Source organism: Streptomyces sp. NPDC006450 (genome assembly GCF_040612195.1).
In the GTDB taxonomy this organism is placed as follows: domain Bacteria; phylum Actinomycetota; class Actinomycetes; order Streptomycetales; family Streptomycetaceae; genus Streptomyces.
On sequence record NZ_JBEXPT010000053.1, the window covers coordinates 12,532 to 26,850 of the forward strand.

Below are 14,319 nucleotides of genomic sequence, written 5' to 3' on the forward strand. Positions count from 1 at the left end.
GGGACCTGGTCAGGCATTGCCGGGGTCCGCGGCCATCAGGACCGGGTACGCGCTCGCGTCCGAGTCGTGGAACAGGCGGTACCAGGCGTCGAGCACGTGCGGCTCGTACACCCCGAGGCGGGCGAAGACCTCGCGGGCGAACGCCACAGGTTCCGTGGGGCCCGCCGTGATCAGGTCGCCGTCGGTGACCGCGTCGGCCTCGACGTACCGCTCGGCGCCCCCGTAGCCCGGTTGGCCGCCGAGGTAGAAGGGAGCCGCGCTGGTGTGCGTACGCCCGTCCAGGACTCCGGCGCGGGCCAGGCCGGCCGTGGCTCCGCAGATCGCGGCGACCGGGACGCCCGCCGCCAGGAACTCCTCGGCCTTCGCCGCGAAGGGAGCCAGCTCGTCGCTCGTGTCCCACAGTCCGGCGCCGGTCAGGACGAGGAGGGCGGACTCCTCGGGGCGCAGGTCCGCCAGGGCCAGGTCGGGCTGGATGCGGAGGCCGCCCATGGTGGTGACGGGCCGTCCGGCGGCGGCGCCGACCGTCCGGACCTCGTAGCCGTGCTGGGTCAGGTGTGCGGTGGTGTGGCCCGTCTCCCAGTCGGCGTAGGTGTCGTACACCGCCACGTGGACCGTGCGGCGGGACTCCGTCCCGCTCGGCGCTCCGCCCTGCGCCTGCGGCTCCGCCTCGGGCTCCGCGTGCCTCTCCACCTGAGCCTCCGCCTGCGTCTTCGTCCGGGTCTCGCTCATCGTGCTCGCCCTCCAGTGTCGCCGTCGCCGTGCCTGTGATGGTCCGGATCGGACCGTCCGGATCGGGCCGGACCCGCCGTGCCTGCCCTGACTCGTCCTGGCTGCCCTGACTGGTCCGGGTCCGTCCGGTCGCTTTCCCTCTATGACAGTAGGCTGCCATCATGACAGCTTGCTGTCAATCCCTCCCCAGACAGATTGCCGAGACCCGCACCCCACCCGCACACAGAACGCCGATATCCCTCCCCACCTGCACACTTCTACGGTTGCGGGCATGACCCCTCACGTCACCTCGGGCGCCACCGTCAAGGCCGCCGACCGCGCTCACGTCTTCCACTCCTGGTCCGCCCAGGCCCTGATCGACCCGCTCGCCGTGGCCAAAGCCGAGGGGTCGCACTTCTGGGACTACGACGGCAAGCGGTACCTCGACTTCTCCTCCCAGCTGGTCAACACCAACATCGGCCACCAGCACCCCAAGGTCGTCGCCGCGATCCAGGAGCAGGCCGCCACGCTCTGCACCCTGGCCCCCGGGTTCGCCGTCGACGTCCGCTCCGAGGCCGCACGCCTCATCGCGCAGCGGACCCCCGGCGACCTCGACAAGATCTTCTTCACCAACGGCGGTGCCGAGGCCGTGGAGAACGCCGTCCGCATGGCCCGGCTGCACACCGGCCGGCAGAAGGTGATGTCCACCTACCGCTCGTACCACGGCGCCACCTCCGCCGCGATCAACCTGACCGGCGACCCGCGCCGCTGGCCCTCCGACACGGCCGCCGCCGGCGTCGTGCACTTCTGGGGACCGTTCCTCTACCGCTCGCCCTTCCACGCGACCACCGAGGCCGAGGAGTGCGCGCGCGCCCTCACCCACCTGGCCGACACCATCGCCTTCGAGGGCCCGGCGACGATCGCCGCGATCATCCTGGAGTCGGTCCCCGGCACGGCCGGGATCATGACCCCGCCCCCCGGCTACCTGGCCGGCGTGCGCGAACTCTGCGACCGCTACGGGATCGTCTTCATCCTGGACGAGGTCATGTCGGGCTTCGGCCGGACCGGCAAGTGGTTCGCCGCCGAGCACTTCGACGTCACCCCCGACCTGATCACCTTCGCCAAGGGCGTCAACAGCGGCTACGTCCCGCTCGGCGGCGTCGCGATCTCCGGCGCGATCGCCGAGACCTTCGCCACGCGCCCCTATCCGGGCGGGCTGACCTACTCCGGTCACCCCCTCGCCTGCGCCGCCGCCGTCGCGACCATGAACGCCATGGAGGAGGAGGGCATCGTCGAGCACTCCGCCCACCTCGGCGAGAACGTGATCGGCCCGGCCCTCGCCGACCTCGCGGAGCGCCACCCCTCGGTCGGGGAGGTGCGGGGTCTGGGCACCTTCTGGGCCCTGGAACTCGTACGGGACAAGGAGACGCGCGAGCCGCTCGTTCCCTACAACGCTGCGGGCGCCGACAACGCGCCGATGGCCGAGTTCGCCGCGGCCTGCAAGGCGTCCGGGCTGTGGCCGTTCGTCAACATGAACCGCACGCACGTCGTCCCTCCGTGCAACATCACGGAAGCGGACGCGAAGGAGGGCCTGGCCCTGCTGGACGACGCGCTGACCGTCGCCGACCGTCACGTTTCGGCCTGACCGCGGTCTCGGCGACGTCCTACCGGGCCTCGCCCCGCCTGACGGGCACCCCAGGACCGAGGCCGGGGGCGTTTCCCGGTCGGGGCCGTGAAGCGGCTCCGACCGGCCTCCGACCGGCCTCCGAACAGGCTCCGACCAGGCTCGGAGCAGCGAGGACGACCCTGCGCGGGCGCCCCGAGAGGGCCCGCGCAGGGGTGATTGATCAAGAAGGAAAGCGCGGACCGTCCGGATAACGGGCACTAAATCCACATAGCGGCCACAAACCGATCGGTTTCGGCCGCGTCGCCTGGCCTAAGGTGTCCCAAGCCCACAGATGGAGACGGACCCCTATGCCAGGCAGCGGAGCTGTCACCCGCAACACACTTCGCCAGCAGATCGCGGACGCGCTGCGTGACGAGGTGCTTGCCGGGCGCATGGCGGCCGGGAGCGAATTCACCGTCAAGCAGATCGCCGAACAGTACGGCGTCTCCGCGACACCCGTCCGCGAGGCCCTCGTCGATCTCTCCGCGCAGGGCCTGCTCGACTCCGTCCAGCACCGGGGCTTCCGCGTCCGAGTCTTCTCCGTGGATGATTTCCGGGGCATGATCGAGGCTCGTACGTTGATCGTGGAAGGCATCTTCCGCAGGCTCGTGGAACGCGGCACCGCCCCCGGCTCCGGGGAACGGCTGGTCTCGGTGCGCCGCCGGGCGGAGGAGGCGCGGCGGGCAGCGCTGAACGGCTCGCTCGAAGTGCTGATCGGCTACGACCTGCGCTTCTGGAGGGAGCTGAGCGGGCTGGTCGGCAACATCTACATCTCCGAGTTCCTGCACCGGATCAGGGTCCAGTGCTGGGTATTCGCCGTGCCCTACCTGAAGGCGGAGCCGGACCTGCGCTCCGACCTGTGGGCCGGCCACAACGAACTGATGGACGCGGTGACCCGCGCGGACGCCGAGGAGGTACGACGCCTCGTGCACGCGTACAACCAGCACGGTCTCGACTGGGCCGCGGGCCTGAAGGCGGCCGGCGCGTGAGCGGCGAGAGCGCCGTGAGCGCCGACGCCGACCAGCAGCCGCCGCAGCCGCAGCCGCAGCCGCAGCCGCAGCACCAGCACCAGCACCAGCAGGCCCCCGCCGGTACGCGCTGGCTCGGCGCCGTCGGGCTGTCCGTCGTCATCCCCGCTCCCGTCCCGGAGCAGAGCCTCACGGCCCTGCGCGAGCACCTCGACGCCCACCGCGGCACGGGTCCCGGCGCCTGGGAACTCCTCGTGGTCACCGACGGGGCTGCCGGCGACGGCCGTGAGCCGGCCCTGACGGCGGCCGCCGCCGCGGAACCCCGGATCCGGCTCATCCACCTCGGCGACGGCGACGGCGACGGCAGCGACAGCCGGGGCAGCGGCATCGGCAAGGGCGCAGCCCTCCGCGCCGGAGTGCTCGCCTCCGCCGGCGACCGGGTGCTGCTCACCGATGCCGCCCTCAGCACCCCGCTCGACGAGCTGGCCCGCCTCGAAGAAGTCCTGCAGGCCCCGGGCCGGGGCACGGACGATGAATCCCCCGCCGTGGCCCTCGGCCGCTCCCGGAACCGCCTGGTCCGCGCCCTCGGCATCCCCGGCATACCGGGATTCCGCGCCGACACCTGCGCCTTCGCCCTCTTCGACGGCGACCGCGCCCGTGCCGCCTTCGCCGCCTCGACCCTCGACGGGCCGGCCATCGACGCCGAGGTCCTGCGCTGGGTCCGCCGCCAGGGCTGGCACGTGGCCGAGGTCGAGCTCCCGGTGCGCCGCGCCGACACCCCCCGCGTGCAGGCCCCGCGCCCCGACCGCCGCCGCGCCCTGGGCGACCTGTTCCGCCTCAACGCCGGCGGCCTCGCCGTGGCCGCCGCCTTCCTCGCGCTCTCCCTCTACGTCTTCCAGGGCCTGTGGACGGACCTCGACGGCGCTTACCTCGCGGACGCGCTCCAGGACCAGAACCAGTGGGAGTGGTTCGTCGGCGTCACCACCGACAACATCACCCACCTCCGCAACCCGCTCTTCACCCTCTCCCAGGGCATGCCCGACGGCGTGAACCTGATGGCCAACGCCACGATGCTCGGCCTGAACGTCCCGCTGATCCCGGTCACGCTGCTCTTCGGCGAGACCGTCACCTTCGCGCTGGTCCTCACGCTCGGCATGGCCGCCAGCGCCTGGACCTGGTACTGGCTGATCCGCCGCCGGTTCGTGCGCAGCCGCTGGGCGGCCGCCGCGGGCGGGGCGCTCGCCGCGTTCGCGCCGCCGATGGTCTCGCACGCCAACGGCCATCCGAACTTCGTCGTCCTCTTCATGATCCCGCTGATCGTCGACCGGGCCCTGCGCCTGTGCGAGGGCCACCGCGAAGGCCGCGGTGTGACGCGTGACGGGGTACTGCTCGGGCTCTTCGCGACGTACCAGATCTTCATCGGCGAGGAGCCGCTGCTCATCGCGGCGCTCGGCATGCTGGTCTTCTGCCTGGCCTACCTCCTCGTCGACCCCCGCCGCGCCCTCGCGGCGGCGCGGCCGCTGGGCTCCGGTCTGGTCGTGGCGCTCGCCGTGTGCCTGCCGCTGGTGGCCGTCCCGCTGTACTGGCAGTTCTTCGGCCCGCAGAGCTACCACTCGGTCCTGCACGGGGACAACGCCGGGAACAGCCCGCGCGCCCTGATCGAGTACGCCTCCCGCTCCCTCTTCGGCGACCCCGAGACGGCCGGCAAGCTCTCCATGAACACCACGGAGCAGAACGCCTTCTACGGCTGGCCCCTCCTCGCCTTCGGCATCGCCGTCTGCGTGGGGCTGTGGCGGAGCAAGGCCGTACGGGCCCTCGCGATCACCGGCTCCGTCGCGCTCCTGCTGTCCCTCGGGCCGTGGGTGCCCGTACCCCGTACGGAGATCGTGCTGCCGGGCCCCTGGCGCCTGATGGTCAAGCTGCCGCTCTTCGAGTCGGTGATCGAGGGGCGCGTGGCGATGGTGTGCGCCCCCATCCTGGGCATCCTGCTCGCCCTCGCGCTCGACCGGATCCTCCGGCTGCGGACGCGCGAGCTGCGCACGCTGGGGCTGCTGGGGGCGGCGGCCGCGCTGATCCCGGTCCTGCCGCTGCCGCTGACCGTACGGGACCGCGCGCCGGTGCCCGCGTTCATCACCTCCGGGGACTGGAAGGGCTACGTCAAGGACGGGGAGGCACTCGTTCCGGTACCGCTGCCGGACCCGGGCCAGGCGGACGCGCTGCACTGGCAGGTCGAGGCGGACTTCGGCTTCCGGCTGGCCGGCGGCTACTTCAACGGCCCGTGGGGACCCGACCGGATCGGCATCTACGGAGCCACCCCGCGACACCTCTCGAACCTCCTGCGCGACGTCCGCTACGGCGCCCAGCCCCCCGAGGTCGACGCCGGCTGGCGGGTGCAGGCCCGCCAGGACCTGGAGTTCTGGAAAGCCGGCGCGGTCGTCCTGCCCTTCCAGGACCGGGACACGGAGCTGCGGGAACTGATCACCGGACTGCTGGGCCGGGAGCCGGAGAAGGTGCGCGACGTGTGGGTCTGGAGGGTGGGTCCGGGGGAGCCGTAGACACGGATCCGTCGCGGATCCGTCGCGGATCCGTCGCGGATCCGGCCATGATCGGCGTCTGCCGCACCTTCGGTTCTGCTCACCCCTTCGCTGAGCGTGTCCGGCGCACTACGCTGGCCCGATCGGCGACAACGACTGATCGGAGGCCGAGTGGCCTGTGACCTGTGGCTGGTCCCCCTTGTCGACGTGCTGTGCCACAGCCCCGACAACCCCTTCGCGGAAGAGATCGCCTCGTACGACAAGGCGCTGGGCGAGGCCGGACTGCCGTCCGTGCCGGTGTTCGCGTACATGCCGGGGCTCTCCGGGGACGTCGCCCCGGTGGCCGGTTTCGACTACGACGCCCTGCACTTCCTGCGCCGCGCGTACCTGCTCCAGATCTGCGGGCTGCCGGTGACACCGGTGGACGAGCTGGGCGGGGACTACGAGCAACTGCTCGAGATGTTCGAGCCGACGGCGCAGCAGTCGCACCTGGTCTGGCACTACGACCACGCGGGGGCCTACGTCCCCGTGGACTTCGCGTACCCGCTGGCCAACGAGGAGCTGCTGGCCGGGGGCGGGCCGCTGGGGTCCGCGCAGGGGCTGCTGCGCGAGCTGGCGCTGGTGGCTCCCGCGATCGGGATAGACCCCCGCAACCCGCCGCTCGCTCCGGCGCCCCCGGGGCGGCCGACGTCGCTGGAGGAGCCCGCCGGGCCGATCCCGTACGACGACAGCCCCTTCGCGCGGGAGCGGCACGTATGGCTGGGCCTGCACGCGGCGGCGACCCGGAGCCTCGGCCAGGGCTCGATGATCATCTTCAGCTGACGCGGTCCGTACGGGACGGGGGCGGCTCCGCGCGGCGGAGCCGCCCCCGTCGCGTCAGCGCGGCTGCTCCGGCGGTCTCTGCCGGGGCATGTTCGGGCGGGTGCCCGGGGGGAGCGGGAAGCGGGCCGGCGGAACGTACGCCTCCGAGCGGGATCCGCCCGCGCCCAGGGACTGCATGACCAGCGGGGCGGGGCCGGAGCTGAACTCGACCATCCACTCCGCGGTCTCCGACCGTACGAGTTCCGTCACGTCCTCGGAGAAGCGGCGCAGCACGGTCAGACACCGCTCCGCGGCCTCGCTGGCGGTGCCCTCGGTCGGGCCCAGGATCTCGCGCACGTTCTCCGTGGCCCAGTCGAACTGCAGGGTCTGCAGTCGCCGCTGCACGGCCTGCGCCGTCGCCACGTCCCGCATCCAGCCCGAGGTCAGGCCGAAGAACCGGTCGCAGGCCAGGCAGGCCGCGCCCAGGAGCAGCGCGAGATAGCCGTACGAGGCGGCCCCGGGCACCGAGCCGGTCAGCTCCAGCAGGGGCATCGCGGCGCCCGTGACCGCGCCGGCGGCGGCCCCGATCCGCAGGATCCGGGCGCCCCGGCGCTTCCAGGCCCGGTCGGACAGGTACCACTCGGCGGTGCGCAGCGCGTCGGCCTCGACCCGTCGGTAGAGCTCGTCGAGCCGCTCGGCGGGCTCGCCCCAGTCCCCCAGAGGGAACGGCCGGCCGGTAAGGTCGCCGTCCTCAGCGGGATCCCGGGGTGGCCCCTCGGGCTGCATCTCCGGCTGACTCACCCGGGCACTCCCTCTGCCTGCGCTGAACGTGTGGTGGTGCGCGTGTGCGCAATGGTGCGCATGCTCTTCCTACCTTCGAATGAGCCTCGATGGGCGACGATTCCCGGGATTTCCGCCCGCAAGGAGGGTGTCATCAGGTACGCGCACTCCCGGTCTCTCACTCGAAAGAGTTGGTCCTCACGGCGTAGGGCGCGGCGCCCGGGGAGCACGTAGGCTCGGATTGACCAAGCCGCCGGCGCTTGGCCCGACGCTACGGAGTGAGTGATCTGTGATTCCCGGTGGTGGTCAGCCCAACATGCAGCAGCTGCTCCAGCAGGCCCAGAAGATGCAGCAGGACCTCGCCGCGGCGCAGGAGGAGCTGGCGCAGGCCGAGGTCGAGGGGCAGGCCGGCGGCGGCCTGGTCAAGGCGACCGTCACCGGTTCCGGTGAACTGCGGGCGCTGGTGATCGACCCGAAGGCCGTGGACCCCGAGGACACCGAGACGCTGGCCGACCTGGTGGTCGCGGCGGTCCAGGCGGCCAACGAGAATGCGCAGGCGCTCCAGCAGCAGAAGCTGGGCCCGCTGGCGCAGGGGCTGGGCGGCGGCAGCGGCATCCCCGGCCTTCCCTTCTAGGACCCGTCCCCAGGACCCGTCCAGCTCGCCCGTCAGAACTCTTCAGAACCGAAAGAAGGCAGTCCGTTGTACGAAGGCGTGGTCCAGGACCTGATCGACGAACTGGGCAGGCTGCCCGGCGTCGGGCCCAAGAGCGCGCAGCGGATCGCCTTCCACATCCTGCAGGCCGAGCCCACCGATGTCCGCCGCCTCGCGCACGCGCTGCTGGAGGTCAAGGACAAGGTCCGGTTCTGTGCGGTGTGCGGGAACGTGGCGCAGGAGGAGCGGTGCAACATCTGCCGCGATCCGCGCCGTGATCTGACGGTCATCTGTGTGGTCGAGGAGTCGAAGGACGTCGTCGCGATCGAGCGGACCCGCGAGTTCCGGGGCCGGTACCACGTCCTCGGCGGCGCGATCAGCCCGATCGAGGGCGTCGGCCCGGACGATCTGCGCATCCGGGAGCTGCTGGCGCGGCTCGCGGACGGCTCGGTCACCGAGCTGATCATCGCGACCGACCCGAACCTGGAGGGCGAGGCGACCGCCACCTACCTCGCCCGCATGATGAAGCCCATGGGCCTGAAGGTCACCCGCCTGGCCAGCGGGCTCCCCGTCGGGGGAGATCTGGAGTACGCGGACGAGGTCACGCTCGGGCGGGCCTTTGAAGGAAGGCGACTTCTCGATGTCTGACGCAACGCTGCACGCCCTGGGACTGGATCCGGACGATTTCGCGGCTTCGATCGCGGATCAGATCGAGTCCTTCATCGTCGCGGTCACCGAGGTGGCCAAGGGCGAGGACCCGGACAGCGCGGTGCCCTTCCTCCTCCTGGAGGTGTCCCAGCTGCTGCTGGCGGGCGGCCGGCTCGGCGCCTTCCAGGACGTCCTGCCCGACGAGCGCTACGAGCCCGACCTGGGCCCGGAGCCTGACGTGGACGACCTGCGCGAGCGGTTCGCGGTGATGCTGGAGCCGGTCGACGTCTACTCGGAGGTCTTCGACCCCTACGAGCCGCGCAAGGCCCCGGTCCCGCACCGGATCTCCGACGACCTCGCCGACGTGGTGGCCGACCTGCGGCACGGCCTCATCCACCACCAGGCGGGCCGGATCACCGAGGCGCTGTGGTGGTGGCAGTTCTCGTACTTCACCAACTGGGGACCGACGGCATCGGCCACGCTGCGCGCCCTCCAGTCACTGATCGCGCACGTCCGCCTCGACCAGCCGCTGGCCGCCCTGGACGGGCTGGACACCGACGAGGACCTCGCGGAGGACGAGCTCGCGGAGCAGGCCGGGCAGGTCATGGCCGAGGAACTGGGCGGTCTCGGCCGGAGGTGAACGGCCCGGTGAGGGAACGTATGCAGTGATCTTTTCGTCTCATGATGTGGTACGAAGCGGTCGTATCCCGACCGCTCGTTAGACTGCACCAGCAAATGACGGACTGAGCGAGGAGCGCACGTGGGCCTTGTCGTGCAGAAGTACGGAGGCTCCTCCGTAGCCGATGCCGAAGGCATCAAGCGTGTTGCCAAGCGGATCGTGGATGCCAAGAAGAACGGCCACCAAGTGGTCGTCGTGGTTTCCGCGATGGGCGACACGACGGACGAGCTGATCGATCTCGCCGAGCAGGTGTCCCCGATGCCTGCCGGGCGCGAATTCGACATGCTGCTGACCGCCGGAGAGCGGATCTCCATGGCCCTGCTGGCCATGGCAATCAAAAACCTGGGCCACGAGGCCCAGTCGTTCACCGGTAGCCAGGCAGGCGTCATCACCGACTCGGTCCACAACAAAGCGCGCATCATCGATGTCACGCCGGGCCGTATCCGCACCGCGCTGGACGAGGGCAACATCGCCATCGTCGCCGGCTTCCAGGGCGTGTCGGCGGACAGCAAGGACATCACCACCCTCGGCCGGGGCGGCTCGGACACGACCGCCGTCGCGCTCGCCGCGGCGCTGGACGCCGAGGTCTGCGAGATCTACACCGACGTCGACGGCGTCTTCACCGCGGACCCCCGCGTCGTGAAGAAGGCCAAGAAGATCGACTGGATCAACTCCGAGGACATGCTGGAGCTCGCGGCCTCCGGCTCCAAGGTGCTGCTGCACCGCTGCGTCGAGTACGCGCGCCGCTACAACATCCCGATCCACGTCCGCTCGTCCTTCTCGGGACTTCCGGGCACCTGGGTCAGCAACGAGAATCCGCAAGGGGACGAGCCGGTGGAGCACGCCATCATCTCCGGAGTCGCTCACGACGTCTCCGAAGCCAAGATCACGGTCGTCGGCGTACCGGACAAGCCGGGTGAGGCCGCGGCCATCTTCCGCGCCATCGCGGACGCCGAGATCAACATCGACATGATCGTGCAGAACGTGTCCGCCGCCTCCACGGGTCTGACGGACATCTCCTTCACCCTCCCCAAGGCCGAGGGCCACAAGGCCATCGACGCCCTGGAGAAGGCGAAGGCCACCATCGGCTTCGAGTCCCTGCGCTACGACGACCAGATCGGCAAGATCTCCCTGGTCGGCGCGGGCATGAAGACCAACCCGGGCGTCACCGCCTCGTTCTTCCAGGCGCTGTCCGACGCGGGCGTCAACATCGAGCTCATCTCCACCTCGGAGATCCGCATCTCGGTCGTGACCCGCCAGGACGACGTCAACGAGGCCGTCCGCGCCGTGCACACGGCCTTCGGGCTCGACTCCGACAGCGACGAAGCCGTCGTCTACGGAGGCACGGGACGTTGAACGCGGCCGCGGCCCGGTCCGCCCCTGCTCCGGCACTCGCCGTGGTCGGGGCGACCGGCGCCGTCGGCTCCGTCCTGCTCCAGATGCTGTCCCAGCGGGCCGACGTCTGGGGCGACGTACGCCTGATCGCCTCCTCGCGCTCGGCCGGCCGCAGGCTGACCGTGCGCGGTACGGAATCCGAGGTGCTCGCCCTCACCGGAGACGCCTTCGACGGCCTCGGGGCGGGCGACATCGCGCTCTTCCTGACCCCGGCCGAGGTCTCCGCCCGGTGGGCCCCCGTCGTCACCGCGCGCGGGGCCGTCGTGGTGGACCAGTCCGCGGCCTTCCGCGAGGACCCCGACGTACCGCTCGTGGTGCCCGAGGTGAACGGGCACGCGGCCCGGATCCGCCCGCGCGGGATCGTCGCCGGACCCGACTGCGTGACCGGCGCGATGATCGCGGCGCTGGGCGCGCTGCACGCCGAGTACGCACTGGCCGAGCTGGCCGTCTCCTCGTACCAGGCGGCGAGCGCGGCCGGCCGGGCCGGCTCCGAGGCGCTGCGCCGCCAGTTGTCGCTCGTCGCCGGCAGCTCCCTGGGGGAGCATCCCGGGGACGTGCGCCGGGCCGTGGGCGAGGACACCGGGCCCTTCGCGGGGCCGCTCGCGCTCAACGTCGTGCCGTGGTCCGGTGAACTGCGCGAGGACGGCTGGTCCTCGCACGAGCTGGCCGTACGGGCGCAGACCCGCCGGATCCTGGACCTGGCGGAGCTGCCGGTGTCCGTGACCTGCGTACAGGTACCCGTACTGACCGGCCACTCGCTGACCGTACGGGCCCGGTTCGAGGGCGCAGTGGAGGCGGCGCACGCCCGGGAGATCCTGGAATCGGCGCCCGGGGTGGTCCTCGTGGACGACCCGGCCGCGGGGGAGTTCCCGACCCCTTCGGACGCCGCGGGAACGGATCCGGCCTGGGTGGGGCGGGTGCGGCGCTCGCTCGACGACCCGCGTGCGCTGGAGTTCTTCGTCTGCGCGGACAATCTGCGTCAGGGTGCCGCGTTGAATGCCACGCAAACTGCGGAGCTCATCGCAGCTGATTTTAGCCATTTCACTTTGTAGGATCATGAGCGATCCCTTGATCGAGGTGATGGCCCGAAGGCCGTCGTCGTAGACGACGCATGCCCGGGTGAGCGGCTACGCAAGAAGGCAATGAGAATCCCGCCGATGAATCTGCCGTGCGCGTACAACCCTGACGGGGTGACGCGTGTCCAACTGGCGTGGCAGAAGCATTGCTCGAACACCCCGTCATGGCGGCGCGCACCGGGACGCTCCCGATCCCCTCGCGTCTGCGATCCCGCACGCCCGGCGGGTTCCCGGTGATCGTTCCCGTGCCGCCCGCAGCGACGGCGTCCGGGACCCCCGCGCTGCCCGGGGTACCCACGGCGCCCGGCGCCCGCGCGTCCGTACCGACCAAGGACGGCCGGGTGCCCGGGCCGCGCGACAGCGCGGAGGACCTCGGGAGCAGGGAGCAGGCCGAGCCGGCCGAGGCGGTACAGCCGGCCGAGGTGGCCGAGCCGGCCGAGGTGGCCGAGCCGGCCGAGGTGGCCGAAGTGGTCGCGGGGACCACCGTGGACCACCTCACGGAGACCTACCAGGCCCACTACCGCTCGCTCCTGGGTCTCGCCGCGCTGCTCCTCGACGACACCGCCTCCTGCGAGGACGTCGTCCAGGAGGCCTTCATCCGCGTCCACTCGGCCCGCAACAGGGTCCGGGACCGGGAGAAGACGCTGGCCTACCTGCGCCAGACCGTCGTCAACCTTTCGCGTTCCGCCCTGCGCCGCCGCATCCTCGGCCTGAAGCTTCTGTCGAAGCCGATGCCCGACATGGCGAGCGCCGAGGAAGGTGCGTACGACCTGCTGGAACGGGACGATCTCATCAAGTCGATGCGCGGGCTCCAGCGACGCCAGCGAGAGGTGCTGGTGCTGCGCTACTTCGCTGACATGACGGAAGTCCAGGTCGCCGAGACCCTCGGCCTGTCGCTCGGTTCGGTCAAGGCGTACGGATCGCGGGGCATTGCCGCGCTGCGGGTGGCGATGGAGGCTGCGCGAGCATGAACGAGGACCGCACGACGAACGAGGACGAGGAACAGGTGCTCCCCGGACTGTCCGGCGGATCCGCCTCCGGAGGCCCGGAGGCCCTGCGCGAGCTCCTGCGCGCCAAGCCGAGCGCGTCGGGCGAGCCGAGCGCGCCGGTCACCTCGGGGGCCGCCGGTTGCGAGCCGGACGGCACCGGGCCGGCCGACGCAGTGGCCGACGGCAGCGGGCCCGCGACCACCGAGCCCGCGGTCGCCGAGCCAGCGACCACCGAGCCCGCGGTCGCCGAGCCAGCGGCCGCCGATCCCGCGGCCGCCGAGCTCGCCCCCGTCAGGCTCCTCGCCTCCGAGCCCGTGGGCGAGGAGGACGTGCTGCGCGATCTGCTGCGCGGGGTCGTCGGGGGGCTCGAACCCTCCAGTGACGCGCTGGAGCGACTGCGGTACGCGGTGCCCGCGCGCCGGGTCCGCAACCGGCGGATCCTGGTCGCCGCGGCGGCCGCCGTGGTGGTGCTGGGCGGCTCGGTCCCGGTGGGCCTGCACCTGGCCTCCGGGTCGGGCGGGAGCTCCGACCGTTCCGTCATGGCGGGCCACGGCCAGAAGGACGGGGACTCCAAGGACGGGTCCGGCCTGCACCAGAACGGCTCCTCCCGTCCGAAGCCCAAGCGGTCCTCCGACAAGGACAAGGACAAGGACAAGGACGGGGAGAACGGTGGCGCCAGCGCCTCGCCGGCCCCGGCGGACGGCCGCTTCCCGAGCATCGGCGGGCCGGACGCCATCCCGCCCCGCGCCCCCTCCGCCCTCCCCGGCACCCCCGGTACCGTCGGCGGCGGCCTGATCCCCCCGCCCGCCTCCTCGGACGTGCCCAACTGCACCCAGAGCCAGGTCGGCGTGGAAGGCAGCACCCGGGCCCCGTCGGCCGGCGGCAAGGTCTACGGCAGCTTCAAGGTCACCAACGTGTCGGGCCGCGGATGTACCGTCCGTGGCCCGGAGACCCTGACGGCGGGCCCGGCGAGCCAGGGCGGAGCCGCGGTGGCGGTCGTCAGCCACGTCACGGGCGATCCGGCGACCGGACTGCTGCCCGACCCGTCGGTGGAGGCCCTGCGGATGGTCCTCGCGCCGAACGCCTCGTACGAAGTCCGCTTCGCGTGGGTCCCGCCGGAGGGGGGCTGTCCCGTCGCGGACGGCTCCGGGGAGGCCAACACGCCGGAGGGCGGCTCCGGGGGCGCCCCGGACACCGGCACGGGCCAGACCCGGGCGGAGACCCCGCCGCTCGGTGCGGTGGTGTCCCACACGCCCAACACATCGGGTCCGGACGGCCCGACCACGCACACGACCATCGCCGAGGCGTGCGGCGGAACGGTCTACCGGACGGGCGTCATCCCGATCCGCTAGGCCGATCCGCTAGGCCGATCCCCTGGACCGATCCCCTGGACCGATCCCCTGGCCCGATCCGCCGGACCGGG

At 71.9% G+C, this 14,319-nt stretch carries 13 protein-coding genes; 11 read left to right on the forward strand and 2 right to left on the reverse strand.

The window, feature by feature from the left end; genetic code table 11:
- Positions 1-9: 9 nt before the first annotated feature.
- A complete protein-coding gene (locus tag ABZY57_RS17925; RefSeq protein WP_356512932.1) occupies positions 10-729 on the reverse strand; it encodes a DJ-1/PfpI family protein in 720 nt (239 codons plus the stop codon).
- A 271-nt stretch (positions 730-1,000) separates the two neighbouring features.
- Here ABZY57_RS17925 and ABZY57_RS17930 point away from each other — a divergent pair, with 271 nt between their 5' ends.
- From ABZY57_RS17930 to ABZY57_RS17945, 4 genes are all read left to right on the forward strand, one after another.
- Positions 1,001-2,353, forward strand: coding sequence for an aspartate aminotransferase family protein (locus ABZY57_RS17930; protein WP_356512934.1), 1,353 nt, complete (start codon positions 1,001-1,003; stop codon positions 2,351-2,353).
- Positions 2,354-2,682: 329 nt separating this feature from the next.
- A complete protein-coding gene (locus tag ABZY57_RS17935) occupies positions 2,683-3,363 on the forward strand; it encodes a GntR family transcriptional regulator (RefSeq protein WP_356512936.1) in 681 nt (226 codons plus the stop codon).
- Positions 3,360-5,897, forward strand: coding sequence for a glycosyltransferase family 2 protein (locus ABZY57_RS17940; protein ID WP_356512938.1), 2,538 nt, complete (start codon positions 3,360-3,362; stop codon positions 5,895-5,897). Before ABZY57_RS17935 ends, ABZY57_RS17940 begins: the two co-directional genes overlap by 4 nt.
- 150 nt (positions 5,898-6,047) lie before the next feature.
- Positions 6,048-6,698 carry a hypothetical protein gene (locus tag ABZY57_RS17945; protein ID WP_250744899.1) on the forward strand — a complete coding sequence of 217 codons (651 nt, stop codon included), beginning with the start codon at positions 6,048-6,050 and terminating at the stop codon, positions 6,696-6,698.
- Between the two features lie 54 nt (positions 6,699-6,752).
- Here the strand turns inward: ABZY57_RS17945 and ABZY57_RS17950 are convergent, their stop codons facing one another.
- On the reverse strand, positions 6,753-7,478 hold the full coding sequence (locus tag ABZY57_RS17950; RefSeq protein ID WP_356512941.1) for an SLATT domain-containing protein: 726 nt from the start codon (positions 7,476-7,478) through the stop codon (positions 6,753-6,755).
- 268 nt (positions 7,479-7,746) lie between these two features.
- Between ABZY57_RS17950 and ABZY57_RS17955 the strand changes: the two genes are divergently transcribed.
- From ABZY57_RS17955 to ABZY57_RS17985, 7 genes are all read left to right on the forward strand, one after another.
- Complete coding sequence (locus ABZY57_RS17955) at positions 7,747-8,091, forward strand: YbaB/EbfC family nucleoid-associated protein (protein ID WP_078892798.1); 345 nt, start codon at positions 7,747-7,749, stop codon at positions 8,089-8,091.
- A 66-nt stretch (positions 8,092-8,157) separates the two neighbouring features.
- A complete protein-coding gene (gene recR, locus ABZY57_RS17960) occupies positions 8,158-8,757 on the forward strand; it encodes a recombination mediator RecR (RefSeq protein WP_243330636.1) in 600 nt (199 codons plus the stop codon).
- Positions 8,750-9,397 (forward strand): DUF5063 domain-containing protein, encoded by a 648-nt coding sequence (locus ABZY57_RS17965; RefSeq protein WP_356512944.1) that lies wholly within the window; start codon positions 8,750-8,752, stop codon positions 9,395-9,397. The genes recR and ABZY57_RS17965 overlap by 8 nt, the downstream gene beginning before the upstream one ends.
- Positions 9,398-9,517: 120 nt before the next feature.
- Positions 9,518-10,792: an aspartate kinase gene (locus ABZY57_RS17970; RefSeq protein WP_356512946.1), complete on the forward strand. Its 1,275-nt coding sequence runs from the start codon at positions 9,518-9,520 to the stop codon at positions 10,790-10,792.
- Positions 10,789-11,883 (forward strand): aspartate-semialdehyde dehydrogenase, encoded by a 1,095-nt coding sequence (locus ABZY57_RS17975; RefSeq protein WP_356512948.1) that lies wholly within the window; start codon positions 10,789-10,791, stop codon positions 11,881-11,883. The genes ABZY57_RS17970 and ABZY57_RS17975 overlap by 4 nt, the downstream gene beginning before the upstream one ends.
- 158 nt (positions 11,884-12,041) lie before the next feature.
- The gene (locus tag ABZY57_RS17980; protein ID WP_356512950.1) at positions 12,042-12,878 is read left to right on the forward strand and encodes a SigE family RNA polymerase sigma factor; all 837 of its coding nucleotides are present in this window, start codon (positions 12,042-12,044) and stop codon (positions 12,876-12,878) included.
- Entirely contained in the window at positions 12,875-14,248 is a 1,374-nt protein-coding gene (locus ABZY57_RS17985; protein ID WP_356512952.1) for a hypothetical protein, read from the forward strand. Before ABZY57_RS17980 ends, ABZY57_RS17985 begins: the two co-directional genes overlap by 4 nt.
- The last annotated feature ends 71 nt before the right edge of the window (positions 14,249-14,319 follow it).

What these genes read in the sequence shown, in the direction of transcription:
- ABZY57_RS17935 (WP_356512936.1), top strand. Translation starts at nt 2,683, where the DNA reads ATGCCAGGCAGCGGAGCTGTCACCCGCAACACACTTCGCCAGCAGATC.
- ABZY57_RS17965 (WP_356512944.1), top strand. Translation starts at nt 8,750, where the DNA reads ATGTCTGACGCAACGCTGCACGCCCTGGGACTGGATCCGGACGATTTC.
- ABZY57_RS17925 (WP_356512932.1), bottom strand. Translation starts at nt 729, where the DNA reads ATGAGCGAGACCCGGACGAAGACGCAGGCGGAGGCTCAGGTGGAGAGG.
- ABZY57_RS17930 (WP_356512934.1), top strand. Translation starts at nt 1,001, where the DNA reads ATGACCCCTCACGTCACCTCGGGCGCCACCGTCAAGGCCGCCGACCGC.
- ABZY57_RS17985 (WP_356512952.1), top strand. Translation starts at nt 12,875, where the DNA reads ATGAACGAGGACCGCACGACGAACGAGGACGAGGAACAGGTGCTCCCC.